Annotated in this window: 25 protein-coding genes; 8 read left to right on the top strand and 17 right to left on the bottom strand. The window is 69.9% G+C overall.

All coding sequences use genetic code 11. The features are described 5' to 3' along the window. Positions 1 to 201: 201 nt before the first annotated feature. A complete protein-coding gene (locus ACGFYP_RS20835) occupies positions 202 to 528 on the bottom strand; it encodes an ATP/GTP-binding protein (RefSeq protein WP_393495392.1) in 327 nt (108 codons plus the stop codon). A gap of 196 nt (positions 529 to 724) precedes the next feature. Between ACGFYP_RS20835 and ACGFYP_RS20830 the strand changes: the two genes are divergently transcribed. Further along, on the top strand, positions 725 to 1,759 hold the full coding sequence (locus ACGFYP_RS20830; protein WP_393495389.1) for an LLM class flavin-dependent oxidoreductase: 1,035 nt from the start codon (positions 725 to 727) through the stop codon (positions 1,757 to 1,759). Between the two features lie 106 nt (positions 1,760 to 1,865). Here ACGFYP_RS20830 and ACGFYP_RS20825 read toward each other — a convergent pair whose 3' ends face one another. Beyond that, complete coding sequence (locus ACGFYP_RS20825) at positions 1,866 to 2,258, bottom strand: SCO5389 family protein (RefSeq protein WP_017236120.1); 393 nt, start codon at positions 2,256 to 2,258, stop codon at positions 1,866 to 1,868. A gap of 229 nt (positions 2,259 to 2,487) precedes the next feature. Between ACGFYP_RS20825 and nucS the strand changes: the two genes are divergently transcribed. Then, on the top strand, positions 2,488 to 3,159 hold the full coding sequence (gene nucS / locus ACGFYP_RS20820; RefSeq protein WP_329115828.1) for an endonuclease NucS: 672 nt from the start codon (positions 2,488 to 2,490) through the stop codon (positions 3,157 to 3,159). An 80-nt stretch (positions 3,160 to 3,239) separates the two neighbouring features. Here nucS and ACGFYP_RS20815 read toward each other — a convergent pair whose 3' ends face one another. The 4 genes from ACGFYP_RS20815 to ACGFYP_RS20800 all read right to left on the bottom strand — a co-directional run bounded on the left by ACGFYP_RS20815 (position 3,240) and on the right by ACGFYP_RS20800 (position 8,207). Beyond that, complete coding sequence (locus ACGFYP_RS20815; RefSeq protein WP_393495384.1) at positions 3,240 to 5,780, bottom strand: ATP-binding protein; 2,541 nt, start codon at positions 5,778 to 5,780, stop codon at positions 3,240 to 3,242. Positions 5,781 to 6,142: 362 nt separating this feature from the next. After that, positions 6,143 to 6,466 (bottom strand): STAS domain-containing protein, encoded by a 324-nt coding sequence (locus tag ACGFYP_RS20810; protein WP_024761898.1) that lies wholly within the window; start codon positions 6,464 to 6,466, stop codon positions 6,143 to 6,145. A 126-nt stretch (positions 6,467 to 6,592) separates the two neighbouring features. Continuing rightward, positions 6,593 to 7,441, bottom strand: a complete 849-nt coding sequence (locus tag ACGFYP_RS20805) for a 3-hydroxyacyl-CoA dehydrogenase family protein (protein WP_393495379.1) — start codon at positions 7,439 to 7,441, stop codon at positions 6,593 to 6,595. A gap of 130 nt (positions 7,442 to 7,571) precedes the next feature. After that, positions 7,572 to 8,207: a TetR/AcrR family transcriptional regulator gene (locus tag ACGFYP_RS20800; RefSeq protein WP_393495376.1), complete on the bottom strand. Its 636-nt coding sequence runs from the start codon at positions 8,205 to 8,207 to the stop codon at positions 7,572 to 7,574. Between the two features lie 72 nt (positions 8,208 to 8,279). On the opposite strand from ACGFYP_RS20800, the gene ACGFYP_RS20795 reads away from it, so the two are divergent. The 3 genes from ACGFYP_RS20795 to ACGFYP_RS20785 are packed head-to-tail and all read left to right on the top strand — an operon-like array spanning position 8,280 to position 10,397. Beyond that, entirely contained in the window at positions 8,280 to 9,053 is a 774-nt protein-coding gene (locus ACGFYP_RS20795; protein WP_393495373.1) for an ABC transporter ATP-binding protein, read from the top strand. Positions 9,054 to 9,061: 8 nt separating this feature from the next. Beyond that, entirely contained in the window at positions 9,062 to 9,811 is a 750-nt protein-coding gene (locus tag ACGFYP_RS20790) for an ABC transporter permease (protein WP_393495371.1), read from the top strand. 13 nt (positions 9,812 to 9,824) lie between these two features. Continuing rightward, positions 9,825 to 10,397, top strand: a complete 573-nt coding sequence (locus ACGFYP_RS20785; RefSeq protein WP_361959586.1) for a cob(I)yrinic acid a,c-diamide adenosyltransferase — start codon at positions 9,825 to 9,827, stop codon at positions 10,395 to 10,397. On the opposite strand, the gene ACGFYP_RS20780 is transcribed toward ACGFYP_RS20785, so the two are convergent. After that, entirely contained in the window at positions 10,394 to 11,089 is a 696-nt protein-coding gene (locus tag ACGFYP_RS20780) for a hypothetical protein (protein ID WP_393495367.1), read from the bottom strand. The two genes, ACGFYP_RS20785 and ACGFYP_RS20780, sit on opposite strands and share 4 nt — an antisense overlap. 155 nt (positions 11,090 to 11,244) lie before the next feature. Between ACGFYP_RS20780 and ACGFYP_RS20775 the strand changes: the two genes are divergently transcribed. The 3 genes from ACGFYP_RS20775 (at position 11,245) to ACGFYP_RS20765 (ending at position 15,076) form a co-directional block, all read left to right on the top strand. Further along, positions 11,245 to 12,462: a sensor histidine kinase gene (locus ACGFYP_RS20775; RefSeq protein ID WP_393495364.1), complete on the top strand. Its 1,218-nt coding sequence runs from the start codon at positions 11,245 to 11,247 to the stop codon at positions 12,460 to 12,462. Further along, positions 12,450 to 13,100 carry a response regulator gene (locus ACGFYP_RS20770; protein ID WP_393495361.1) on the top strand — a complete coding sequence of 217 codons (651 nt, stop codon included), beginning with the start codon at positions 12,450 to 12,452 and terminating at the stop codon, positions 13,098 to 13,100. The genes ACGFYP_RS20775 and ACGFYP_RS20770 overlap by 13 nt, the downstream gene beginning before the upstream one ends. A gap of 131 nt (positions 13,101 to 13,231) precedes the next feature. Then, positions 13,232 to 15,076, top strand: coding sequence for a glycosyl hydrolase family 18 protein (locus ACGFYP_RS20765; RefSeq protein WP_393495358.1), 1,845 nt, complete (start codon positions 13,232 to 13,234; stop codon positions 15,074 to 15,076). 69 nt (positions 15,077 to 15,145) lie between these two features. On the opposite strand, the gene ACGFYP_RS20760 is transcribed toward ACGFYP_RS20765, so the two are convergent. The 10 genes from ACGFYP_RS20760 to ACGFYP_RS20715 all read right to left on the bottom strand — a co-directional run bounded on the left by ACGFYP_RS20760 (position 15,146) and on the right by ACGFYP_RS20715 (position 23,617). Then, on the bottom strand, positions 15,146 to 15,592 hold the full coding sequence (locus tag ACGFYP_RS20760) for a DUF2550 domain-containing protein (RefSeq protein WP_361959598.1): 447 nt from the start codon (positions 15,590 to 15,592) through the stop codon (positions 15,146 to 15,148). 144 nt (positions 15,593 to 15,736) lie between these two features. Then, positions 15,737 to 16,111, bottom strand: a complete 375-nt coding sequence (locus tag ACGFYP_RS20755) for a F0F1 ATP synthase subunit epsilon (RefSeq protein WP_315892777.1) — start codon at positions 16,109 to 16,111, stop codon at positions 15,737 to 15,739. A 200-nt stretch (positions 16,112 to 16,311) separates the two neighbouring features. Next, complete coding sequence (gene atpD / locus ACGFYP_RS20750) at positions 16,312 to 17,754, bottom strand: F0F1 ATP synthase subunit beta (RefSeq protein WP_361959601.1); 1,443 nt, start codon at positions 17,752 to 17,754, stop codon at positions 16,312 to 16,314. Beyond that, positions 17,754 to 18,671 carry a F0F1 ATP synthase subunit gamma gene (locus ACGFYP_RS20745; protein WP_393495352.1) on the bottom strand — a complete coding sequence of 306 codons (918 nt, stop codon included), beginning with the start codon at positions 18,669 to 18,671 and terminating at the stop codon, positions 17,754 to 17,756. Before ACGFYP_RS20745 ends, atpD begins: the two co-directional genes overlap by 1 nt. Before the next feature lie 20 nt (positions 18,672 to 18,691). Further along, positions 18,692 to 20,290: a F0F1 ATP synthase subunit alpha gene (gene atpA / locus ACGFYP_RS20740; protein WP_361959607.1), complete on the bottom strand. Its 1,599-nt coding sequence runs from the start codon at positions 20,288 to 20,290 to the stop codon at positions 18,692 to 18,694. A 128-nt stretch (positions 20,291 to 20,418) separates the two neighbouring features. Continuing rightward, positions 20,419 to 21,234 (bottom strand): F0F1 ATP synthase subunit delta, encoded by an 816-nt coding sequence (locus ACGFYP_RS20735; RefSeq protein WP_393495348.1) that lies wholly within the window; start codon positions 21,232 to 21,234, stop codon positions 20,419 to 20,421. Beyond that, positions 21,231 to 21,773, bottom strand: coding sequence for a F0F1 ATP synthase subunit B (locus tag ACGFYP_RS20730; RefSeq protein ID WP_361959613.1), 543 nt, complete (start codon positions 21,771 to 21,773; stop codon positions 21,231 to 21,233). Before ACGFYP_RS20730 ends, ACGFYP_RS20735 begins: the two co-directional genes overlap by 4 nt. Positions 21,774 to 21,814: 41 nt before the next feature. Next, positions 21,815 to 22,072 carry an ATP synthase F0 subunit C gene (atpE, locus tag ACGFYP_RS20725; RefSeq protein WP_158990502.1) on the bottom strand — a complete coding sequence of 86 codons (258 nt, stop codon included), beginning with the start codon at positions 22,070 to 22,072 and terminating at the stop codon, positions 21,815 to 21,817. A gap of 93 nt (positions 22,073 to 22,165) precedes the next feature. Then, entirely contained in the window at positions 22,166 to 22,975 is an 810-nt protein-coding gene (gene atpB, locus ACGFYP_RS20720; RefSeq protein ID WP_361959617.1) for a F0F1 ATP synthase subunit A, read from the bottom strand. 225 nt (positions 22,976 to 23,200) lie between these two features. Further along, positions 23,201 to 23,617 (bottom strand): hypothetical protein, encoded by a 417-nt coding sequence (locus ACGFYP_RS20715; protein ID WP_361959620.1) that lies wholly within the window; start codon positions 23,615 to 23,617, stop codon positions 23,201 to 23,203. Between the last annotated feature and the right edge of the window lie 248 nt (positions 23,618 to 23,865).

Genomic DNA, 23,865 nt, shown 5'->3' with positions numbered 1-23,865 from the left:
CCGCCAGGGCCTGTCCGGCGGATCAGGGTCGGACAGGCCCTAGGGTCTTTCGTTTGGATCAGGCCGGATCAGGGAGCGGGCTCTGGTGCCGTGCATCGCAAGGCGGAGGAGGGCGTCATGGCGGAGCCATGGCAACCGACGACAACGCGGCGAGGCACGGTGCCAGGGCCCGCGAGCCCGGCATGATCCAAACGAAAGGCCCTAGTACTTCGGCGCGTTGCGGGACCGCTGCACCCTCGTGGTGCGGCGGTCCTTCGCGTTCCAGCAGGCCTTGTGCCAGTGGCGGCGGTCGTCCACTCCGCCGTACTCCGGCCAGGCCACCACGTGCGGGGCGCCGCCCGGGATCTCCTGGTCGCAGCCGGGGCAGCGGTAGCGCTTGCCCGGGGCGCTCGCGCCGGCCACGTGCCGGACGAACCACTCCTCGCCCTGCCAGCTCTCGCTGCGCTGCGAGCCCCCGTACCGGTCGCCCGACTCACCCTGAGGATCGGGCTTCTCGCCGCCATGGGGGCGGTTGCGACGCGGGGACACCTGATCACCTCACGGGGCCGGGGGCACAGAACGTTCTCTCAAGCCTACGGGCCGCGACGGAGTGCCCTCCCACCCGGCAAGGCGAGTTAGCGGAAAATCGCAACAACTTCATGGGAGGCCGTGCCTTTGGCACGTGTCAGACGTTGTTGCCAGTACGAGGGGGAGAACCGCGTCGGCCGCAAGGAGGCAGAAGGCGATGCGCGTGGGTACGTTTGTGCTGGCAGCCCAGTTCCCGGGTCAGGGTCAGGGCGAGGCTCTGCACCGGGCGGTGCGGACCGCCGAGGTGGCCGAGGAGTCGGGGCTCGACTCCGTCTGGCTGGCCGAGCACCACTTCGTTCCGTACGGAGTCTGTCCGTCGGCCGTGACGCTGGCGGCGCTGCTTCTGGGCCGCACCCGCCGGATCCGGGTCGGTACGGCGGTGAGCGTGCTGCCGACGGTCCATCCGGTCGCCCTGGGCGAGCAGGCGGCCCTGCTCCATCTCACCTCCGGAGGCCGGTTCACGCTCGGCGTGGGCAGAGGCGGACCGTGGGTCGATCTGGAGGTGTTCGGCTCGGGTCTGAAGGCGTACGAACAGGGCTTCCCCGAATCGCTCGACCTGCTGCTGCGCTGGCTGACCGAGCCCCGTGTCTCCGCGGAGGGAGAACGATTCGCCTTCCGCGAGGTGGCCGTCGTCCCCCGCCCCGGCGAGCTGATCGGCGGGGACGCCTCGCCCGAGGTCGTGGTCGCCTGCACCTCCCCCAGGAGCGTCGAACTGGCCGCCGCGCGCGGGCTGCCGATGCTGCTCGGGATGCACTGCGGTGACGAGGAGAAGGCCGAGATGGTCGCCGCGTGGGAACGTTTCTCCAGGGACGCGGGCCGCACTCCGGACGAGATCGCGCGGATCGGCGCGAACCATGTCTCCGCGGGTGTCGCCCAGCTCGCCGACGGGACGCGCGAGGCGTCCGAGGCGCTGGTGAAGGCGATGCCCGGCTGGCTGAAGCAGGGTCTCGACGCCCATGTGACCGTGGACGGCCGGCACCGCTCGATGCGGGACCCCGTCGCGTACACGGAGCTGCTGTGCGGGCTGCACCCGGTGGGTACGCCCCGCCTCGCGGCGGACCGGCTCGCGGCGACCTCGGAGCGTACGGGCATCACGCGCTTCGCGCTGCTCGCCGAGGGCACGGGCGACCTCGCGGCCACCGAGGAGAACGTACGGCGGCTCGGGTCCGAGGTGCTCCCGCTGCTGGTCTGAGTCCATGGAGTCGGGTCGTGCGGGCGCTCGTGGTGATGCCGCCGCTCCGGCACCTCTCGCATCGTTCGCGTCTCCCGCGATGCGGAGCGGCGGCACTCACCGTGCCTCAGCAGTCGCGCAGTTCCGGCGACTGGTTGAGCAGCTGACCCCGGACGGAGGTGAAGCGGGCGAGCCGCTCGTCGACCGCGGGGTCCAGCGGGAACACCGCAACGCGGTGGCAGTTCTGGAAGGCCAGACGCACCCCGAAGTGCCGCTGCAGCGCACCGCGGATGGCGTCACTCGCGAGTGCACGCAACAGCTGACCACGTGCCTGCTCGTTCGGCGGCGGCGTCTGGTTGTCGGCGAACTCTCCGCCGTCGACCTTCAGCTGAGCCACCAGAGAGCTGATCATCTCCCATGCGTAGGGCAGGGAGGTCCGGACGCAGTCGACGAAGTCGGCTTCGTCGACCTCGCCTCGCTCGGCCTGTTCCAACAGCGCCGGTGAGACGTCGAGCGACATGGGTTCTCCTCTCGCGACCCCGACAGGCGGGGTCTTACGGGCAGGGATGAAGGAACCCCCGTGCGACACGCTGCGTGCACGGACGGCGACCTCCTGCTTCCACGGTAAGCGCGCAGTCCGGAGCGCACCAGGAGATTGGGAACACAACCGGCCAATAAGTGACCCTCGTCCAGCGGGCGTTAAGAGCCGAATCGCGCGGAAGAGCGTGTGTCTTGTAGCGTTGCCGACCATGCGTCTCGTCATCGCCCGCTGTTCCGTGGACTACGCGGGCCGGCTCACGGCCCACCTGCCCTCCGCTCCCCGTCTGATCCTGGTCAAGGCAGACGGCAGCGTCTCCATCCACGCGGACGACCGGGCGTACAAACCGCTCAACTGGATGTCGCCGCCGTGCACCCTCAAGGAAGGGGTCGACGGTGAGGCCGGCATCTGGACCGTGGTGAACAAAGCGGGCGAGAAACTGATCATCACGATGGAGGAGATCCTCCACGACTCCTCGCACGAGCTGGGTGTGGACCCGGGCCTCATCAAGGACGGCGTGGAAGCGCACCTCCAGGAGCTGCTCGCGGACCGCATCGAGACCCTCGGCGAGGGTCACACGCTGATCCGCCGCGAGTACCCGACCGCGATCGGCCCGGTGGACATCCTGTGCCGGGACGCCGACGGGGCGACGGTCGCGGTGGAGATCAAGCGGCGCGGTGAGATCGATGGCGTGGAGCAGCTGACCCGCTATCTGGAGCTGCTCAACCGCGACCCGCACCTCGCGCCGGTGAAGGGCGTCTTCGCGGCCCAGGAGATCAAGCCGCAGGCGCGGGTGCTCGCGACGGACCGCGGCATCGACTGCGTGGTGCTCGACTACGACGCGATGCGCGGCATCGAGGACGACAAGCTGCGGCTGTTCTGACCCTTCGTACGGTCCTACGTCTACGGCCCCGGGTGCGGTGATCGCACCCGGGGCCGTTCGTCGTGTTCGGCGGCCTCGCGTCAGGCCGGGTTGCCGGTCGGGCTGGTGTCGCCGGAGGCGGAGTTGCTGGCGGGCGGCTGGGTCGTGTCCGTGGGGTCCGGCGGCGGCGTGGTGGTGGGCGGGGTCGTCGACGGTGTGGTCGACGGGGTCGTCGAGGGCGACGTCGGCGGCCTCGTCGTCCGCGTCGGGCTCGTCGTCGGGCGCGGGGGCGTCGTCGTCGGGACCGGGGAGCCCGTGACCGTGGGCGCCGTCGTGGCCGACGTGCCGGACGGGGTGGACGGGCTGCCCGAGGTGGTGGGCGTGCCCGAGCCCGCGGAGCCGGACGGCGTGGGCGAGGCGCTGCCCGAGGGGCGGTCCGTCGCGTCCTCGGCCGGCTCTTCGGCGTCCAGGACGGCGTCGCCGGTCTCCTCGTCGGCCGTGCGGTCGGAGGTGACGCGGCCTGTGCCCGGGTCCTCGGCGTCGCCCGAGGTGGCCCCGATGGTCACGACGGTGCCGAGCACGGCGGCCAGGAGCGCTCCCGTGCTGACCGCGACGATGTTGCGGCGGGCCCCGGCGATGATGCCGGCGCGGCGGCCCCGCTTCGTACCGCCGTCACTCGTGAGGGTGTCCGGGCGGGTGATGAGGGTCGGGCCCTCGTCGGCGAAGTCCGGGAAGGCGGGGACGGCCGGGGGCGGGGTGGCGGCCGGCCGGGAGACCGGCGGGACGACGGCCTTCTGGATGCCGCGCGGCGGGGAGAGGGGCTCCTCCCGCGACGCGGCGGCCGGAGCGACGTCGCCGTGCGGCGGGGTGCCGGCGCGGTCGGCGACCAGAGCGAGCGCCCGGCGGCCGGCGACGGTGCCGCGCTTGTCGGCGAGGACGCCGCGCATGCCGATCGACGCCTCCAGTTCGGCGCGGGCCCGCTCCAGGTTCCCCGCGCAGAGCGCGAGGACGCCCAACTCGTGGTGGAAGTACGCCTCTTCGGCGACCTCGCCGGCCAGCCGGGCGGCTTCCTGGCCGCCGCGCAGGACCCGCTCCCAGGCGCCCCAGTGGAGGCCGGCGGCGAAGGCGGGGGCCGCGCTGCGGGCGAGCAGGACGGCGGTGGCGGGGTGTTCGTCGCTCGCGCCGGGCACGAGCGCGGCGAGGGCGGCCAGGACGGCGTCGGCCTCGGCGACCGCGCGGGCGGGCGTGACGGAGGGGTGTCCGGCCCACCAGGCGTAGTGCTGGGCGACGGTGTGGGCGCGGGCGGCGGCGTCCTCGGCGTAGCCGTGCGCGAGGAGCTGGGTGAGGACTCCGGCGGCGAGGCGGTAGCGGGTGCCGACCGGGGAGAGCAGTCCGCAGGCCATGAGCTCGCCGAGGGCGGCGTCGGCGTGGGTGTCGCCGACGAGCGCGGGCAGGTGGGCCTGGTGCGGCACCTCGCCGCCGAGGGCGACGGCGAACCGCAGGGTGTCCTGGGCGGAGCGGCTGAGCCGGGAGGAGAGCAGCGCGGCGGGGGCGGCGCCCTCGCCGAGGCTCGGCAGCGGTATCTCGCGCAGTTCGATGTCGGCGGGGTCCGGCTGGGCCGCGCCGGTCTCCCCTGACGGGCCGAAGGCGTCGTCGAGGGCGCCGAAGGCGTCGAACTCGGAGGGGACGGCGTCCTCCTGGGCGGCCGCCCCGAAGGCGTCGAACTCGGCCGGGGTGACCCGGAGCCGGTCGCGCTGCCGGAGCAGGGCGCCCGCCTGGACGAACCGCAGCGGCAGGCCCTCGGACTCGAACCAGAGGTCGCCCGCCCAGTTGGCCTCGTCGTCGGTGAGCGGCCGGTCGACGGCGCGCTCCAGGAGTTCGAGGGAGGAGGCGCGGCCGAGGCCGGTGAGGGCGAGCTCTTCGAGGTGGGCGTCGGCCGAGGGGGCCTGGACGTCGGGGGTGGCGGCGAGCAGGAAGGCGCACTCGGGCGCGGCGGCGAGGAGCTCGTCCAGGGACGCGCCGCCGAACTCCAGGTCGTCGACGAGGACGACGGCTCCGATGTCGCGGACCAGATCGAGCAGGCCCTTGCGGTCGGGGCGGTGGTCGGGGGCGTGCTGGACGGTGGCGAGGAGTTCGTACAGCAGCTCGGTGGGGGTCCGGTGGTGGCCGGAGAGACGGACGACGCCGTCGGGCGCGAGGTCGGCGCAGTCGGCGGCGACCGCTTCGAGGAGGGCGGTGCGGCCGGAGCCTGCGGGGCCGGTGACCCGGACGGAGCGGCCGCGCGCGAGGAGCTGGACGAGCCGCTCGTGCTCCTCCTGCCGTTCGATCAGCGGCAGCCTCGGGGCGGCGGGTCCCGCCGGTACGGGCGGGGTGGCCGCGCGGGCGGCCTCGGCGCGCTCCTGGGCGGTGCGGCGGCGGGGCGGCGCGGGCTGCTCTCCGGGCGGGCAGGCCTCGATCTCGCTGCCGTCGACGGGGTTGACGGTGAGCAGGAGGTCGCCGGAGACGACGCGGGCGGTGCGGACGCGGGCGGGCGTGACCGCCGGTCCGGGGCCGGCGGCGGGGCCGCCGGCGCGTCCGTCGCGGACGTCGTCACCCTCGGTGTCGTGGCCGTAGTCTTCCGGCCCCCGGTTCATCGGGTCCATGGTCAAAGCCCCCCAAAAGCGGTGCGTGCGGAAGCCCCTCCGGCCGATCTGCACGCTCGCGGTCGCTTCTGGTCCGGTGCCCGCCGGGTGGGTTCGTCAATGGGCGGGCGACCGAACCCTAGACCTTCTTCGAGCATCCGGGAACATCCGGGGTGCTGCCCCGACCAAGACGTCACGGTCCGTCGAGGATTGGCACGGCTCGCCTGTTTCGCACAGCAGCTTCACAACCGCGGTGCCGACGGTTCAGCCGTGCCGACGGTTCAGAGGTGCCGACGGTTCAGCCGTGCCGACGGTTCAGAGGTGCCGACGGTTCAGCCGTGCCGACGGTTCAGAGGTGCCGAAGGTTCAGCCGTGCCGACGCTTCAGACGCGGGGCAGCGACTCCGCGGCGAGCCCGCCCTCGATCGCGAGGATCCGGTGGAGCCGGGTCGCCACGAGGAGGCGCTGCATCTGGGGCGGAACCCCGCGCAGCACGAGTCGCCGTCCGCAGCGGCCCGCCCGGCGGTGTGCGCCCATGATGACCCCGAGTCCTGTGGCGTCCCAGGAGTCGAGACCGGTCAGGTCGAGCACGAGGTCGCCGACTCCGTCGTCGACGGCCGAGTGCAGGACCGTACGGGCGTCCGCCGCGCTACGGACGTCGAGGCGGCCCCCGACGACCAGCTCGACATGGTCGCCCCTGATGTGCATATGCGCTCCCCGGGAGTGCTCCGTCTTTGCAACAACTGACTGCCGTTGGCGCAGAAGCGTTGCGCCTTGTAAGCGAACTGATACCGAATTCACCCCGTGGGGTGATGGCCGAACGGCCTTCGACGATCAGTACGTGTAGAAGCCCTGCCCGCTCTTGCGGCCGATGTCACCGGCGTCCACCATCCGGCGCATCAGCTCCGGCGGCGCGAACTTCTCGTCCTGCGACTCCGTGTAGATGTTGGAGGTGGCGTTGACGAGGATGTCGATGCCGGTGAGGTCGGCGGTGGAGAGGGGCCCCATGGCGTGGCCGAAGCCGAGCTTGCAGGCGATGTCGATGTCCTCGGCGGTGGCGACGCCCGACTCGTACAGCTTGGCGGCCTCGACGACGAGCGCGGAGATGAGGCGGGTGGTGACGAAGCCGGCGACGTCGCGGTTGACGACGATGCAGGTCTTGCCGACCGACTCGGCGAACTCCCGCGCGGCGGCGAGGGTGGCGTCGCTGGTCTTGTAGCCGCGGACGAGCTCGCAGAGCTGCATCATCGGGACCGGCGAGAAGAAGTGGGTGCCGACGACGGCCTCCGGACGCTCCGTCACCGCGGCGATCTTGGTGATCGGGATGGCGGAGGTGTTGGAGGCGAGGACCGCGCCGTCCTTGGCGACCTTGTCGAGGGAGCGGAAGATCTCGTGCTTGACCTCCAGCTTCTCGAAGACGGCCTCCACGACGACGTCGGCGTCGGCCACGGCCTCGAGTTCGGTCGTGGCGGTGATCCGGCCGAGGGCCGCCTCGGCGTCCTCCGCGGTCAGCTTGCCCTTGGCGACGAACCGGTCGTACGACGCCTTGATGCCGTCGGTGCCGCGGGTCAGTGCGGCGTCGGTGACATCACGCAGGACGACCTCCCAGCCCGCCTGGGCCGAGACCTGCGCGATTCCCGACCCCATGAGTCCGGCTCCGATGACGGCGAGCTTCCTGGCCACGTCTTCCACCCCTCAACGCCTGTTCATGTCTGGCTCTCCGGCGGAGATTAGCGGTCGTGGGGCGCGAAGTGACCGTGAAGTAACGCGCGTCACGCCCGGTTTGACGGACGTCACACTCGCGACAGGCCGGCTACCCCCGTACGGCGTACGTGAGGACCCGCTCGCTCAGCAGCTCCTCGATCTCGTCGAGGAGGACGAGGGCCTCGCGGGAGACCCGGGTCGCCTTGCCGCCGGCCGACATCTGACGGGTGATGTAGCCGACGACGGTGTTCTCGATCCAGGCGAGCTGACCGCCGACGAGCAGGGGCAGCGGGTCGTCGTCGGCCGCGCCGGTCTCCTCGCGCAGGGTGGCGACGACGGCGTCGTGGACCTGCTGCTGGAGGTAGAAGAGCCGGGCCTTGAGGGTGGGGGCGTGCTCGATGACGTTCATGAAGGCGTCGAAGCCGTCCATGAGTCCGTACGCGGGTGAGACCGCGCCGATCTGCTGGCGCAGCTCGCGCAGGACGGCGTCGGCGGCGGACTCGCCGGTGTCGCGGCCGCGGATCATCCGGGCGACGCGCAGGGTGACGCCTTCCATGCGGTCGAGGAAGAGGTCCTCCTTGGCGGGGAAGTAGTTGTACACCGTGTTGACGGAGACGTCCGCGGCCTCCGCGATCTCCGCGATGGTCACGGTCACGAAGCCGTGCTCCAGGAAGAGCCCGGTCGCGATGTCGGAGATCCGCTGCTTCGTCTGGCGCTTCTTGCGCTCCCTCAGCCCCTCAGCCATGGCGTCATTCTAGGTCCCCCTGAAATTTTGGAGACATTGCAAAAATTCAGTGACTCTGTTTTTGTAGTCGCCATGCCCATCATCAGTACGGCCGGGCTCGCCCGGACCTTCCAGACGAAGAACGGCCCCGTGGAAGCGGTCCGCGGGATCGACCTCACCGTGCGGCGGGGCGAGATCCTCGGCCTCCTCGGCCCCAACGGCGCGGGGAAGACCACCACCCTGCGGATGCTCACCACGCTGCTCCCGCCCACCGGCGGCGCGGCCACCGTCGCCGGCCACGACCTGCTCGCCGACCCGGCGTCCGTACGGAGCCGGATCGGGTACGTCGCCCAGTCCGGCGGGGTCGACCCGCAGGAGACCGTGCGCTCCGAACTCGTCATGCAGGGCCGCCTGTACCGGCTCTCCAAGGCGGACGCGACCGCCCGCGCCGAGGAGCTGGCGGAGGAGCTCGGCCTCACCGAGGTCCTCGACCGCTCCCCGTCCGCGCTCTCCGGCGGTCAGCGCCGCCGCCTCGACATCGCGCTCGGCCTCGCCCACCGCCCCGACGTGCTCTTCCTCGACGAGCCGACGACCGGGCTCGACCCGGGCAGCCGCGCCGACCTGTGGGCGCTGGTGCGCCGACTGCGCGACGAGCACGGCACGACCGTCGTGCTCACCACCCACTACCTCGACGAGGCCGACGCGCTCTCCGACCGGCTGGTGATCGTGGACCGGGGCGTCGTCGTCACGGAGGGCACCCCCGCCGGGCTCAAGGCCGAGCACGGGGTGACCACCCTCCAGGACGCCTTCCTCGCCGTCACCGGGCGCGGCCCGGCCCCCGCCGACCCCACCCCCGTAGCCGTTTAGGACTCGCCTTGCTCTTCCATGACACCGCGCTCGTCTTCGGGCGCTACGCCCGCCAGACCCTGCGCTCGAAGTTCCAGATCTTCTTCGGCGCCCTGATGCCGCTGCTGTACCTGCTCTTCTTCGGGCCCCTGCTCAGCGATCTGCCGCTCGGCCGCGAAGGCGACTCCTGGCAGGTCCTCGTCCCCGGACTGCTGCTCCAACTCGGCCTGTTCGGCGCCTCGTTCGCCGGCTTCTCGCTCATCATGGAGAAGAACTGGGGCGTGGTGGAGCGGATGCGCGTGACCCCGGTCAGCCGGCTCGCGCTGCTCCTCGGCCGGCTCCTGCGCGACGCCTCGCTCTTCGTCTTCCAGGCCGTACTGCTCGTCCTGACCGCGCTGGTGATGGGGCTGCGCGCCCCGCTCGCCGGGGTCCTCATCGGCTTCGTCTTCGTCGCCCTGCTGACCTTCTCCCTCGCCTCGCTCTCGTACGCGCTGGCGATGAAGGTGAACACGCCGACGGAGTTCGGCCCCACGGTCAACGCGCTCACGCTGCCGGCGATGCTGCTGTCGGGGCTGATGCTGCCTATGGCGCTCGCGCCGACCTGGCTGAACGTGCTCTCGCACTTCATGCCGTTCCGCTATCTGGTGGACGCGGTACGGGACGCGTACGTCGGGCAGTACGCGACGGCGACCACGCTGTACGGCGTCCTGGTGGCCGTCGGGCTCACGCTGGCGGCCGTGACGGTCGGCACACGGACCTTCCTGAAGGCCGGAGCGTAACTACGCTGGGCACATGGTCAATCTGACGCGCATCTACACCCGTACCGGCGACCAGGGCACCACCGCGCTGGGCGACATGAGCCGGACCGCCAAGACCGATCTGCGGATCTCGGCGTACGCCGACGCCAACGAGGCCAACGCCGTCGTCGGTACGGCCATCGCCCTCGGACAGCTCGACGAGGAGGTCGTGACGGTCCTCGTCCGGGTCCAGAACGACCTGTTCGACGTGGGCGCGGACCTCTCCACCCCGGTGGTGGAGGACCCGAAGTACCCGCCGCTGCGGGTCGAGCAGTCCTACGTCGACAAGCTGGAGGCGGACTGCGACCGCTTCCTGGAGCGGCTCGACAAGCTGCGCTCCTTCATCCTGCCGGGCGGCACGCCCGGTGCGGCCCTGCTGCACCAGGCGTGCACGGTGGTCCGTCGCGCGGAGCGCTCCACATGGGCGGCGCTCGAGGTCCACGGCGAGGCCATGAACCCCCTGACGGCGACCTACCTCAACCGGCTGTCGGATCTGCTCTTCATTCTTGCCCGGACGGCGAACAAGGACGTCGGCGACGTGCTCTGGGTCCCGGGCGGGGACCGCTAGACGCGATCCCGACCACGCCCCTGCCGGGGGTCCGGGGGTTGCCCCCCGGGAGATGCGGCATCCTTGCCCGGACGGCGAACAAGGACGTCGGCGACGTGCTCCGGGTCCCGGGCGGGGACCGCTGACACCATGTCCCCGTTCTCGCCCTTCAGCCCGCCCTCCGGGGCCTTCTTCGGCCAGAGCGTGTAGCTGAGCGCGATCAGGCCGTGGATGCCGGCCGCCCGCCAGGCGACGTACATCCAGCTCTTCAACGAGTCCGTGTTGCCGTCGTCGCCGACGTACCAGGTCGCGAGGAGCAGCAGCCCGGACGCCACGGCCGCCGCCGTCACCGAGCCCAGCCAGACCTTGCCCTCGTGGCGGGCGCGCGCCATGCCGTAGCGGGGCGGCTTCACGGGCGGCTGCCCGCCGCCGAGGCGGTGGGCGGCGTGGCCGTCGAGCCACTTCACGGTGCGGTGGCCGTGGCCGACGGTGTAGCCGATGTACACGGCGGCGAGACCGTGGCGCCAGCTCGGCTCGGCCCCGTTCTTGAGGTCGATCGCGGTGACGACGAGCAGCAGGACTTCCAGGAGCGGCTCGCAGAGCAGCAGGGCGAGACCGGTCCTGGGCATCTTCAGCAGGTAGCGGGTGGCGAGGCCGGCGGCCAGCAGCACCCAGAAGCCGACTTCGCAGATCACGATCAGCGTGACGATCACGGCGGTACTCCCTTTCGTACGTCTCCCTCAGCGTCCCGTGACGGCGGGCGCGGATCGTCGTCGCCAGTGACGAAGTACGACTACATCCTTCGACGGAGGGCCGGATCGGCCCGGACGTCGAGGCCGGACGGCAGGCCTGCGTGTTGGATGGACACGTGACACTCCCCCGCCCGCACCGTGACGACCTGCTGATCGCCGCAGGCGGCCTCGCCATAGGCCTGCTGATGTGGTCCTTCGGTCTGCACATCCAGACCGGCCGCCTGATCGAGGAGCGGTGGGCGACGCTCGTCCCGCTGTTCGTCATGGCCGCCATGGAGACCCTGCGTCGCGTGATGCCGCAGACCGCCCTGGTCGTCGGCACGCTCGCGCTCGTGGCCGACCAGTTCACCTACGGCAGCCTCGTGACCGCGCTGATGTTCACGGACGTGGTCTACGCGGCGGTGGTGTACGGCTCCCCCGCCGCCGCCCGCCGCATCCCGTACACGACCGGGCTCATCACCATCGGCGTGACGATCGGCTTCCTCGTCTGGTGGCAGAACGCCGTCGCGATCCTGGTCGGCGTGATCACGGGCATGGTGTCGTTCCTGCCCGCGATGACGGGCGCGGTCGTACGCAACCACCGCCAGGCCGCAGAGGCCGCGCGGCTGCGCGCCGAGCAGACCGCGCTCCTCGCCGAGGTGGACCGTACGCACGCGGTGGTTGCCGAGCGGGCCCGGATGGCGCGGGAGCTGCACGACATGGTCGCCAACCACCTCTCCGCGATCGCGATCCACTCCACGGCCGCGCTGTCCCTCGACGACGCGGCCACGACCCGGCAGGCGCTGACCGTGATCCGGGAGAACAGCGTGGAGGGGCTCGCGGAGATGCGCCGCCTCATCGGGCTGCTGCGGGACAGCAGCGGGGACGCCGAACCGGCGGCCGCGCCGACCCTCGAAGGACTGGACGCGCTGGTCGGCCAGGCACGGGCGAGCGGGGAGCCGAGCGGACTCACGTTCACGCTTGACGACGCCCGGTCGCGGGCGGACGGTCCGCTGCCGACGCCGGTCGAGCTGGCCGCGTACCGGATCGTGCAGGAGTCGCTGACCAACGCCCTCAAGCACGCGGCGCCGGGCGAGGTGCGGGTGGAGCTCGGCCGCCGTCGGGACGGGGCCCTGACCGTCGGGGTGACCAGCGCGCTCGGCGGGGAGCGACCGGGACCGCGCGCGCCAGGATCGGGGGCGGGTCTGGTGGGGATGGAGGAACGGGTGGCGCTGCTCGACGGCGAGTTCGAGTCCGGCCCGGTGACGGCGGACGACGGCCGGAAAGAATGGCGGGTACGGGCGGTCCTGCCCGTGGGGACGAGCGACAAGGAGCCGCAGGCATGGTTCGGGTGATCGTGGCCGAGGACCAGAGCGCGGTCCGGGCGGGACTCGTCCTGATCCTGGGCAGCGCTCCGGACATCGAGGTGGTCGGGGAGGCGGCGGACGGCGAGCGCGCGGTGGAACTGGCGCGGGAGCTGCGCCCCGACCTGGTCCTGATGGATGTTCAGATGCCGCGGATGGACGGGGTGACGGCGACCCGGCACGTCGTCTCCGAGGGTCTCGCCGATGTGCTGGTGCTGACCACCTTCGATCTGGACGAGTACGTCTTCGGGGCGCTGCGGGCCGGGGCGGCGGGCTTCCTGCTGAAGGACACCGAGGCGAAGGACCTGATCGAGGCGGTACGGACGGTGGCGCGCGGGGAGGGCATGATCGCCCCGGCCGTGACCCGGCGGCTGATCGCCGAGTTCGCGTCCCGGCGCGGCCCGGAGCGCGGCCCCGGCACGGCGGATCCGTCCGTCCTCGACGCGTTGACGCCCAGGGAGCGGGAGGTGCTCGCGGCGCTGGCGCAGGGCCTGTCGAACGCGGAGATCGCGGGCCGGCTCGACATGGCGGAGGCGACGGTGAAGACGCACGTCAGCAAGGTCCTGGGGAAGCTGGACGTACGGAGCCGGGCCCAAGCTGCCGTACTGGCACGGGAGTTGGGTGTCTGACCCACCCACCGTCGACGTTGGTCTGGACCTCTTGACGATTGGTCCAGACCTTCCTACTCTCGCGGGGCGCGCGCATGTTCACGGACCACCCCCATCTCTCGTTCGTCCGTCCGCAAACTTGAGGAGCACCGTTGAGCACTCAAGCACCGACGCGCAGAACAGGGTTCAGACACCGGGCCGCCGCCGGTCTCACCGCCCTGATCCTGCCCCTGGCCGCCATGGTCGGCCTCGCCGCTCCCGCCGAAGCCGCCACCGCGGCCACCGCCACGTACACCAAGGTCTCCGACTGGGGCACCGGCTTCGAGGGCAAGTGGACGGTGAAGAACACCGGCACCACCACGCTCTCCTCCTGGACCGTCGAGTGGGACTACCCCGCCGGCACCGCCGTCACCTCCGCCTGGGACGCCACCGTCACCAGCTCCGGCACCCACTGGACCGCCAAGAACGTCGGCTGGAACGGCACCCTCGCCCCCGGCGCCACCGTCTCCTTCGGATTCAACGGCTCCGGCTCCGGCGCCCCCAGCGGCTGCAAGATCAACGGCGCTTCCTGCGACGGAGGCACCCAGCCCGGCGACAACGCGCCCTCCGCCCCCGGCACACCGGTCGCCTCCGACATCACCAACACCTCGGTCAAGCTGAGCTGGACCGCCGCGACCGACGACAAGGGCATCAAGAACTACGACGTCAAGCGCGACGGCACCACCGTCGCCACGGTCACCGGACTCACGTACACCAACACCGGTCTGACCGCGGGCACCGACTACAGCTACACGGTCGTCGCCCGCGACACCATCGACCAGACCGGCCCGGCCAGCGGCGCGGCGAGCGTCCGCACCACGGGCGGGACCACCCCGCCCGTCGGCAACGCCGTGAAGCTCGGCTACTTCACCAACTGGGGCGTCTACGGCCGCAACTACCACGTCAAGAACCTGGTGACGTCGGGCTCCGCGGCCAAGATCACGCACATCAACTACGCCTTCGGCAACGTCCAGGGCGGCAGGTGCACCATCGGTGACGCCTACGCCGACTACGACAAGGCCTACACCGCCGACCAGTCCGTCGACGGCAAGGCCGACACCTGGGACCAGCCGCTGCGCGGCAACTTCAACCAGCTGCGCAAGCTCAAGGCCCAGTACCCGCACATCAAGGTGCTGTGGTCGTTCGGCGGCTGGACCTGGTCCGGCGGCTTCGGCCAGGCCGTGCAGAACCCGACCGCCTTCGCGCAGTCCTGCTACGACCTGGTGGAGGACCCCCGCTGGGCCGACGTCTTCGACGGCATCGACCTCGACTGGGAGTACCCGAACGCCTGCGGTCTGAGCTGCGACACCAGCGGCCCGGCCTCCTTCAAGAACATGATGCAAGCCATGCGCGCCAAGTTCGGTACCGGCAACCTGGTCACCGCGGCCGTCACGGCCGACGCCTCCACCGGCGGCAAGATCGACGCCGCCGACTACGCGGGCGCCGCGCAGTACATGAACTGGTTCAACGTGATGACGTACGACTTCTTCGGCGCCTGGGCGGCGCAGGGCCCGACGGCCCCGCACTCCCCGCTCACCTCGTACGCCGGCATCCCGCAGGCGGGCTTCAACTCCGCCGAGGCGATCGCCAAGTTCAAGGCGAAGGGCGTCCCGGCCAACAAGCTGCTGCTCGGCATCGGCTTCTACGGCCGCGGCTGGACCGGCGTCACCCAGTCCGCCCCCGGCGGCACGGCGACGGGCCCGGCGGCCGGCACGTACGAGCAGGGCATCGAGGACTACAAGGTCCTGAAGAACTCCTGCCCGGCCACCGGCACGGTCGCCGGCACGGCGTACGCGCACTGCGGCTCCAACTGGTGGAGCTACGACACCCCGGCCACGGTCACGTCCAAGATGAGCTGGGCGAAGAACCAGGGCCTGGGCGGCGCGTTCTTCTGGGAGTTCAGCGGCGACACCAGCAACGGTGAGCTGGTCGGCGCGATCAACAGCGGGCTGAACTAGCGCTCCGGGTCGGCCCACGAAAAACGCGGCGGGGACGGTGCAGCACACCGTCCCCGCCGTAGTTTCGTGTCAGGCCACGTTGACTCTCTGGCCGGGAGGCGCCGCCTCCAGCCAGGCGAGGAAGCCGGTCAGGGCGTCCTCGCTCATCGCCAGCTCGAGCCGGGTCCCGCGGTGCATACAGCCCTGGATCACGGCGTCGGAGAGCAGCGCGAGCTCCTCCTCGCCCTCGGGCATCCGGCGCTCAAGGACCTCGATGGCCGAACGCTCCAGAACCCGACGGGGGCGGGGCGCGTACGAGAAGACCCGGAACCAGGCGATCTCGTCACCGCTGTAGCGGGCGACGCCGTACACCCAGCCCTTGCCGGAGGGGTCCGGCTCCTCGGGCACGTTCCAGCGCAGGGAGCAGTCGAAGGTGCCACCGGCACGCTGGATCAGCCTCCGGCGCAAGCCGAAGACGAAGAGCCCGATCACCACCAGTGCGACGACCAGGCCGCTCAGGAGCAGAGCGAGGAACATCTTCACCGACCTCCTCGCTGCGTCCCGTGACCGGCTTCGCCGGCGTAACCGAATACAACCTGCATCTGCATCGCCTCAGCCGCGACACGGTCTGGAGAATTCCAGCCGTGCCGCGGCTGAGGGCACAACTCTCGGCGCGGTCCGCTAGTGAACCGCTACCGCACGCAACCGGACATCGGCGCGACGCTCGGCGGCGGCGTCCGACTCCGACTTGGCGCGCTCCAGCGCACGCTCGGCGCGCTGGGCGTCGATCTCGTCCGCAAGCTCGGCGATCTCCGCGAGCAGAGACAGCTTGTCGTCGGCGAACGAGATGAATCCACCGTGGACGGCGGCGACGACGGTCGCGCCCTCACTGGTACGGATGGTCACCGGGCCCGACTCCAGCACACCGAGCAGCGGCTGGTGGCCGGGCATGACGCCGATGTCGCCGGAGGTGGTACGCGCGATGACCAAGGTGGCCTCGCCGGACCAGACACTCCGGTCCGCGGCGACCAGCTCGACGTGCAGCTCAGCAGCCAAGGGTGCTCCTCGGGTCACCACCCGGCGGTACTGCCGGGTGTTGGGTCAAAGTCTAGTCGGGCGTCCGGCACGGATGTGCCGGGGCCCGCCCCCGGGGGTTGATGCCGGGGGTCCGGGGGTTGTCCCCCGGGGGGGGATGCAGCTAATGGGCGTGACGAGGGGGGCGGGACACACCCGCCCCCCTCACGAGAGCACGGGGCTCAGGAGACGCCGAGCTCCTTGGCGTTCTTCTTGAGGTCCTCGAGCCCACCACACATGAAGAAGGCCTGCTCGGGGAAGTGGTCGTACTCACCGTCGCAGATCGCGTTGAACGCGGCGATCGACTCGTCGAGCGGAACGTCCGAACCGTCCACGCCGGTGAACTGCTTCGCCGCGTGGGTGTTCTGGGACAGGAAGCGCTCGACACGCCGGGCGCGGTGGACAACGAGCTTGTCCTCCTCGCTCAGCTCGTCGATACCGAGGATCGCGATGATGTCCTGGAGGTCCTTGTACTTCTGCAGGATCCCCTTGACGCGCGTGGCGGCGTCGTAGTGCTCCTGCGCGATGTAGCGCGGGTCCAGGATCCGGGACGTGGAGTCCAGCGGGTCCACGGCCGGGTAGATGCCCTTCTCGGAGATCGGACGGGAGAGAACCGTCGTCGCGTCGAGGTGGGCGAAGGTGGTGGCCGGGGCCGGGTCGGTCAGGTCGTCCGCGGGGACGTAGATCGCCTGCATCGAGGTGATCGAGTGACCACGGGTCGACGTGATGCGCTCCTGGAGGAGACCCATCTCGTCGGCCAGGTTCGGCTGGTAACCCACCGCGGAGGGCATGCGGCCGAGCAGCGTGGAGACCTCGGAACCGGCCTGGGTGAAGCGGAAGATGTTGTCGATGAAGAACAGCACGTCCTGCTTCTGCACATCGCGGAAGTACTCCGCCATGGTCAGACCGGCGAGGGCCACGCGGAGACGGGTGCCCGGGGGCTCGTCCATCTGGCCGAAGACCAGCGCGGTCTTGTCCAGAACGCCGGCCTCCTCCATCTCCACCATGAGGTCGTTGCCCTCACGGGTGCGCTCGCCGACGCCCGCGAAGACCGACACACCGTCGTGCAGCTTGGCCACACGGACGATCATTTCCTGGATCAGAACGGTCTTGCCGACACCGGCACCACCGAACAGACCGATCTTTCCACCCTTGACGTACGGGGTGAGAAGGTCGACGACCTTCAGGCCGGTCTCGAACATCTCGGTCTTCGACTCGAGCTGGTCGAACGCCGGGGCCTTGCGGTGGATCGTCCAGCGCGGGGCGTCCGCGACGGTCGAGGCGTCGTCGTTCAGCACCTGACCGAGCGTGTTGAACACACGGCCCTTGGTGACATCACCGACGGGCACCGTGATGCCGGCGCCGGTGTCCACCACGGGGGCCTGGCGGACCAGGCCGTCGGTGGGCTGCATCGAGATGGTACGGACGATGCCGTCACCGAGGTGCTGGGCGACCTCGAGGGTCAGCGTCTTGGTCGCGCCCTCCTCGGCCGGGTCCGGAACCTCGACGTTCAGCGCGTTGTAGATCTCCGGCATCGCGTCGACGGGGAACTCCACGTCGACGACCGGGCCGATGACCCGGGCGACGCGGCCCGTGGCGGCGGCCGTCTCAACAGTGGTCGTCATTACTTGTCACTCCCCGCGGTCGCGTCGGCCAGGGCTGCGGTGCCACCGACGATCTCGCTGATTTCCTGGGTGATTTCGGCCTGGCGGGCCGCGTTGGCAAGTCGGGAGAGGTTGTTGATCAAGTCTCCCGCGTTGTCGGTAGCCGACTTCATCGCGCGGCGCGTGGCGGCGTGCTTGGAGGCAGCCGACTGGAGCAGCGCGTTGTAGATCCGGCTCTCGACGTAGCGCGGCAGCAGGGCGTCGAGGACGTCCTCCGCCGACGGCTCGAAGTCGTACAGCGGACGGAGCGTGTCCTGCTCGCCCGCCTCCTTCGCCACCTCGTCGAGGCTGAGGGGCAGCAGCCGGGCCTCGACCGCCGTCTGCGTCATCATCGAGACGAACTCGGTGTAGACGATGTGGAGCTCGTCCACGCCGCCCTCGGCCGTGTCCTTCTCGATCGCCTCGATCAGCGGAGCCGCGATCTTCTTGGCGTCCGCGTACTCGGGCTGGTCGGTGAAACCGGTCCACGAGTCGGACAGCTTGCGCTCACGGAAGCTGTAGTGCGCGATGCCACGACGGCCGACGACATAGATGTCGACCTCGCGTCCCTCGCTCTCCAGCTTCCTCGTCAGCGCTTCCGCCGCCTTGATGGCGTTGGAGTTGAAGGCGCCGGCCAGACCGCGGTCGCTCGACAGGAGCAGGACCGCGGCGCGGGTCGGGTTCTCCACCTCGGTGGTCAGCGGGTGCTTGTCGTTCGCACCCGTGGCGACCGCGGTGACCGCGCGGGTCAGCTCGGTCGCGTACGGGGTCGACGCCTGCACCTTGCGCTGCGCCTTGACGACGCGCGAGGCGGCGATCATCTCCATCGCCTTGGTGATCTTCTTCGTCGCGGTGACGGATTTGATGCGACGCTTGTAGACCCGGAGCTGCGCTCCCATGAGTCAGGTCCCTTCCGTCGTCACTTCGAGACGTTGACGGCAGCGGAAGCGTCGTCGCCCAGCAGCTTCCCGTCAGAGGTCTCGAACTGCTTCTTGAACTCCGCGATGGCGTCGGCCACGGACTGCAGGGTGTCGTCCGACATCTTGCCGCCCTCACGGATGGAGCTCATGAGACCCGCGTGGTTCTGGCGCAGGTACGCGAGGAGCTCGGCCTCGAAGCGACGGATGTCGGCGACCGGGACGTCGTCCATCTTGCCGGTGGTGCCGGCCCAGACGGAGACGACCTGGTTCTCGGTGGGCATCGGCTGGTACTGAGCCTGCTTGAGCAGCTCGACCATGCGCTGGCCACGCTCCAGCTGCGCCTTCGACGCGGCGTCCAGGTCGGAACCGAAGGCGGCGAACGCCTCGAGCTCACGGAACTGGGCCAGGTCCACACGGAGGCGACCGGAGATCTGCTTCATCGCCTTGTGCTGGGCGGAGCCACCGACACGCGAGACCGAGATACCGACGTTCAGGGCCGGACGCTGGCCGGCGTTGAACAGGTCGGACTCCAGGAAGCACTGGCCGTCGGTGATGGAGATGACGTTGGTCGGGATGAACGCCGACACGTCGTTCGCCTTGGTCTCGACGATCGGAAGACCGGTCATCGAACCGGCACCCAGCTCGTCCGAGAGCTTCGCGCAGCGCTCGAGGAGACGCGAGTGCAGGTAGAAGACGTCACCCGGGTAGGCCTCACGGCCCGGCGGGCGGCGCAGCAGCAGGGACACGGCGCGGTAGGCGTCGGCCTGCTTCGACAGGTCGTCGAAGACGATCAGGACGTGCTTGCCCTGGTACATCCAGTGCTGACCGATGGCGGAACCGGTGTACGGCGCCAGGTACTTGAAGCCGGCCGGGTCGGACGCCGGGGCGGCGACGATCGTCGTGTACTCGAGCGCACCGGCCTCTTCCAGGGCGCCGCGAACGGACGCGATGGTCGAGCCCTTCTGGCCGACGGCGACGTAGATGCAGCGGACCTGCTTGTTCACGTCGCCCGAGCGCCAGTTGTCACGCTGGTTGATGATCGTGTCGACGCACAGCGCGGTCTTGCCGGTCTGACGGTCGCCGATGATCAGCTGACGCTGGCCGCGGCCGACCGGCGTCATGGCGTCGACGGCCTTGTAACCGGTCTCCATCGGCTCGTGCACCGACTTACGGGCCATAACGCCCGGGGCCTGCAGCTCGAGGGCGCGGCGGCCCTCGGTCGCGATCTCGCCGAGGCCGTCGATCGGGTTGCCGAGCGGGTCGACGACGCGGCCGAGGTAGCCCTCGCCGACACCTACGGAGAGAACCTCACCGGTGCGCTGCACCGGCTGGCCCTCCTCGATACCGCTGAACTCGCCGAGGACGATCGCACCGATCTCGCGCTCCTCGAGGTTGAGGGCGAGACCGAGGGTGCCGTCCTCGAACTTCAGCAGCTCGTTCGCCATGGCCGAGGGAAGACCCTCCACCTTGGCGATGCCGTCGCCGGCCAGGCTGACCGTTCCGACCTCCTCGCGCGAGGCCGCGTCCGGCTGGTACGACTGGACGAAGTTCTCCAGCGCGTCCCGGATCTCCTCCGGCCGGATCGTGAGCTCCGCCATCTGGGTTCCCTGCTCTCCTTGTTGGGCCCGAAGTTTTCTTGGGGGTCTGGGGGCCGACCCCCAGGAATCTTCTGCAATTGCACGGCCCAACCGGGCCGCTGATCATGCTTTTGTGTTGGTCGCTGTCGTCAGCCGGCCAGTCGCCGGGACGCCTCGTCGAGGCGCTCCGCGATGGTCCCGTTGATGACCTCGTCGCCGACCTGCACCGAGATCCCGCCGACGACCGAGGGGTCCACGTCCAGGTTCAGGTGCATCTGGCGGCCGTACAGCTTGGCCAGAACGCCACCGAGGCGCTGCTTCTGCTGGTCGGACAGCGGCACCGCCGTGGTGACCACGGCGACCATCCGGTCCCGACGCGCCGCGGCGAGCTTGGACAGGGACTCGAGTCCCGATTCCAGGCTACGTCCCCGGGGCTGGGTCACGAGACGGATGATCAGACGCTCGGTGACCACGTTGGCCTTGCCGCCGAGCAGGCCGCGCAGCAGCTCGCTCTTGGCAGTGGCCGTGGCGGCCTTGTCCGTCAGCGCCGAGCGGAGCTCGGTGCTGGAGGAGACGATGCGGCCGAACCGGAACAGCTCGTCCTCGACGTCGTCCAGCGCGCCGGCCTGCTGCGCCGCGGTGAGGTCGGCGATGTTCGCCAGCTCCTCGACCGAGTCGACCAGGTCACGCGACTGGGACCAGCGGGAACGCACCATGCCGGAGACCACGTCGATGGTCTCGCCGCCCACCTGGCCGCCGAGCAGTCGCTGGGCGAGCTCGGCCTTGGCCTCGCCCGCCTGCGCCGGGTCGGTCAGGACCCGACGCAGCGACACCTCGCGGTCGAGCAGTGCGGTGACGGAAGCCAGCTCGCCCGAGAGCTTCGCCGCGTCGACCGAGGTGTTGTCGGTCAGCGCGTCGAGGGACTCACGTGCGGCGGCCAGTGCTTCACGGCTCGCTCCGTTCATCGGACGGCCTCGGCCTTCTCCTCGAGCTCGTCGAGGAAGCGGTCGATCGTGCGGCTCTGGCGGGCGTGGTCCTCGAGGGACTCGCCGACCAGCTTGCCGGCCAGGTCGGTGGCGAGCTTGCCCACGTCCTGGCGCAGCGAGGTCGCCGCGGCCTTGCGGTCGGCCTCGATCTGCGTGTGGCCGGCCGCGATGATCTCCTCGCGCTGGCGCTGGCCTTCCGCCTTCATCTCCTGGATGATCGCGGTGCCCTGCTCCGTCGCCTCCTGGCGAAGACGCGCGGCCTCATGGCGGGCCTCGGCGAGCTGGGCCTTGTACTGCTCCAGCACACTCTGGGCCTCGATCTGGGCCGACTCGGCCTTCTCGATGCCACCCTCGATGGCCTGCCGACGCTCTTCCAGAACCTTGTTGATGTTCGGGATGAGCTTCTTGGCGAGGAAGCCGAAGACGATGACGAAGGCGATCAGGCCGATGACGAGCTCGTCAAGATGCGGGATCAGAGGAGGCTGGGGCTCCTCCGCCGCAAGAAGCAGAGCGTTCACATCAGTGCCTTCCGTAAAAAGGTGTGGGCTGTCGGTCCGATTTACTGGTAGACGAAGCCCATGACGATGCCGATGAGGGCGAGCGCCTCACAGAAGGCGAAGCCCATGATCTGGTTGGTGCGGATCAGACCGGCGGCCTCGGGCTGGCGGGCGAGGGCCTGCGTACCGTTACCGAAGATGATGCCGACGCCGACGCCGGGGCCGATCGCGGCGAGGCCGTAGCCGATCGAGGCGACGTTGCCGACGACGTTCTCCTTGGCGGAGGCCGCGAGGTTGACCATGTCGAGAGCAGCGGACATGCCGTTACTTCCTTCTCTTTCAATGACCCGGTGGGGGTTGGCCACCGGACGACTGTTGGATTGGGGGTGTAGCTGAATCCCGGGCGGGATGGCTCAGTGGTGCTCGGCGAGCGCGCCCTGGATGTAGCTGCAGGCCAGGAGGACGAAGACGTACGCCTGGACGGCCTGGATGAAGAGCTCGAAGGCCGTCATCACGAGGACCATCACGAACGAGGCGCCGGCGTAGACGAAGCCCAGGCCGTTCATGAGGTACCAGGTGGCCAGCGAGAACATCACGATCAGCAGGTGACCGGCGAACATGTTCGCGAACAGTCGCACCGCGTGCGTGAAGGGCCGGATGATCAGGTTCGAGAAGAACTCGAGGACGACGACCATCGGGAGGATCGCGCCGAGGGACTTGTCGTAACCGACGATGTTCTTCCAGCCGCCGACGAAGCCGTGCTTCTTGAAGGTCAGCGAGATCCACATGACGTACACGATCAGCGCGAGACCGGCCGGGAAGGCGATCAGCGAGGTGACCGGGAACTGGGCGAGCGGAATGATCGACCAGAGGTTCATGATCCAGACGAAGAAGAACAACGACACCATGAAGGGGACGTACTTCTCGCCGTCCTTCCGGCCGATGATCTCGTAGACGATGCCGCGGCGGACGAAGTCGTAACCGGCCTCGCCGACCATCTGCATCTTGCCGGGGATCAGCTTGGGCTTGCTGAAGGCAGCCCAGAAGAACCCGACGACCACGATGGAGCCGAGCACGGCGAGCAGCATCGGCTTGGTGATCTCGATGCCTCCCACCGTGGCGATGGGCTCGTACATGAACGTGTGCAGGCCCGGCGCCGGGAAGCCGCATCCACTGAAGATGTGGCAATCCGGGTCGAAGGCAAGCGTCTGGTCAGCACTCACCGCGGGCTCCTTCAGCGTGGCGCATAGGTACGGCAACCTCGTTGTGTCGGCGCGGCACGCAGCCGCGGGTCGGCACTGGACTGGTCTTACGGATAAGGGGGCGGCGGTTCGGCGTCGAGCCTCGCGCTGGGACAGGCGTCAGCTCGGATGCCCGCGCCCGCAGTGCCGCAGTTGGCACCGGACGATAGCAGGAAGCCGAATGCGCCTTTATCCCGGCCCTACCCCTCACGTCGAAGACCCCGGCTTCTTGGGGTCGTCGATGTACATGATCTTGGCCTTCATGTACGCGCGGGCCTGCGCGGCGATCCACACGAGGGTCGACGCGAGCAGCGTGAAGGCGAAGGCCTTGAAGTCGAAGAACGTCGTGTTCTTCAGCAACAGCATCAGGACGAAGAGGAGCAGCAGCTGGGTCGTGTAGAGCAGAAGACCCATCGCCTGGAACAGGTGCGGGTACGACTTGGCCGTCCGCTGGAGCACCACGAGCCCGATCCCCATGAAGGCGATCACGACCGCGCAGCCGATGACGGCGCCGATCGCACCCTTTCCGCCGGCGACCACGCCGCTGATGACCGCGGCGACGGCGCCGGTGGCTGCAGCGGGGATGGCAGCTGACAGGAGGATGCGTGCGTCGTTGGACGGCATGGCGGTGTCTCCGCTGTTGCTTGGTGGGGGCGATGGTGTCGTCAGGGACGAGCGTAAGCCCGGTCCGAGGTGTGTCTCGGGGCCAACGGACCGTCGCACTACGGTCTTTCGGCTCTGTCGCCGGGTCTCGTGAACGGTATCACAAACTATTTGAGTAGTTCTTTACCCGGGAAGTGTGCTGACTGTCACACATGAGAGTGACAGTGCGCGTGTGTGCAGCACGCCGGGGGGATTTGTCTGGTAACGCG

This window comes from Streptomyces sp. NPDC048370 (assembly GCF_043200825.1).
Classification (GTDB): Bacteria; Actinomycetota; Actinomycetes; order Streptomycetales; family Streptomycetaceae; genus Streptomyces.
The sequence above is the reverse complement of the archived record's forward strand: the minus strand, read 5'-3'. Positions and strand labels throughout refer to the sequence as shown.

Bases quoted from the DNA above. Each gene is read 5' to 3' on its own strand.
- ACGFYP_RS20800 (WP_393495376.1), bottom strand. From the start codon at position 8,207: ATGGCTGAGGGGCTGAGGGAGCGCAAGAAGCGCCAGACGAAGCAGCGG.
- atpA (WP_361959607.1), bottom strand. From the start codon at position 20,290: ATGGCGGAGCTCACGATCCGGCCGGAGGAGATCCGGGACGCGCTGGAG.
- ACGFYP_RS20810 (WP_024761898.1), bottom strand. From the start codon at position 6,466: ATGCACATCAGGGGCGACCATGTCGAGCTGGTCGTCGGGGGCCGCCTC.
- ACGFYP_RS20815 (WP_393495384.1), bottom strand. From the start codon at position 5,780: ATGGACCCGATGAACCGGGGGCCGGAAGACTACGGCCACGACACCGAG.
- ACGFYP_RS20770 (WP_393495361.1), top strand. From the start codon at position 12,450: ATGGTTCGGGTGATCGTGGCCGAGGACCAGAGCGCGGTCCGGGCGGGA.
- nucS (WP_329115828.1), top strand. From the start codon at position 2,488: ATGCGTCTCGTCATCGCCCGCTGTTCCGTGGACTACGCGGGCCGGCTC.
- ACGFYP_RS20715 (WP_361959620.1), bottom strand. From the start codon at position 23,617: ATGCCGTCCAACGACGCACGCATCCTCCTGTCAGCTGCCATCCCCGCT.
- atpD (WP_361959601.1), bottom strand. From the start codon at position 17,754: ATGACGACCACTGTTGAGACGGCCGCCGCCACGGGCCGCGTCGCCCGG.
- ACGFYP_RS20785 (WP_361959586.1), top strand. From the start codon at position 9,825: ATGGTCAATCTGACGCGCATCTACACCCGTACCGGCGACCAGGGCACC.
- ACGFYP_RS20760 (WP_361959598.1), bottom strand. From the start codon at position 15,592: ATGTTCCTCGCTCTGCTCCTGAGCGGCCTGGTCGTCGCACTGGTGGTG.
- ACGFYP_RS20735 (WP_393495348.1), bottom strand. From the start codon at position 21,234: ATGAACGGAGCGAGCCGTGAAGCACTGGCCGCCGCACGTGAGTCCCTC.
- atpE (WP_158990502.1), bottom strand. From the start codon at position 22,072: ATGTCCGCTGCTCTCGACATGGTCAACCTCGCGGCCTCCGCCAAGGAG.
- ACGFYP_RS20795 (WP_393495373.1), top strand. From the start codon at position 8,280: ATGCCCATCATCAGTACGGCCGGGCTCGCCCGGACCTTCCAGACGAAG.
- ACGFYP_RS20825 (WP_017236120.1), bottom strand. From the start codon at position 2,258: ATGTCGCTCGACGTCTCACCGGCGCTGTTGGAACAGGCCGAGCGAGGC.
- ACGFYP_RS20830 (WP_393495389.1), top strand. From the start codon at position 725: ATGCGCGTGGGTACGTTTGTGCTGGCAGCCCAGTTCCCGGGTCAGGGT.
- ACGFYP_RS20745 (WP_393495352.1), bottom strand. From the start codon at position 18,671: ATGGGAGCGCAGCTCCGGGTCTACAAGCGTCGCATCAAATCCGTCACC.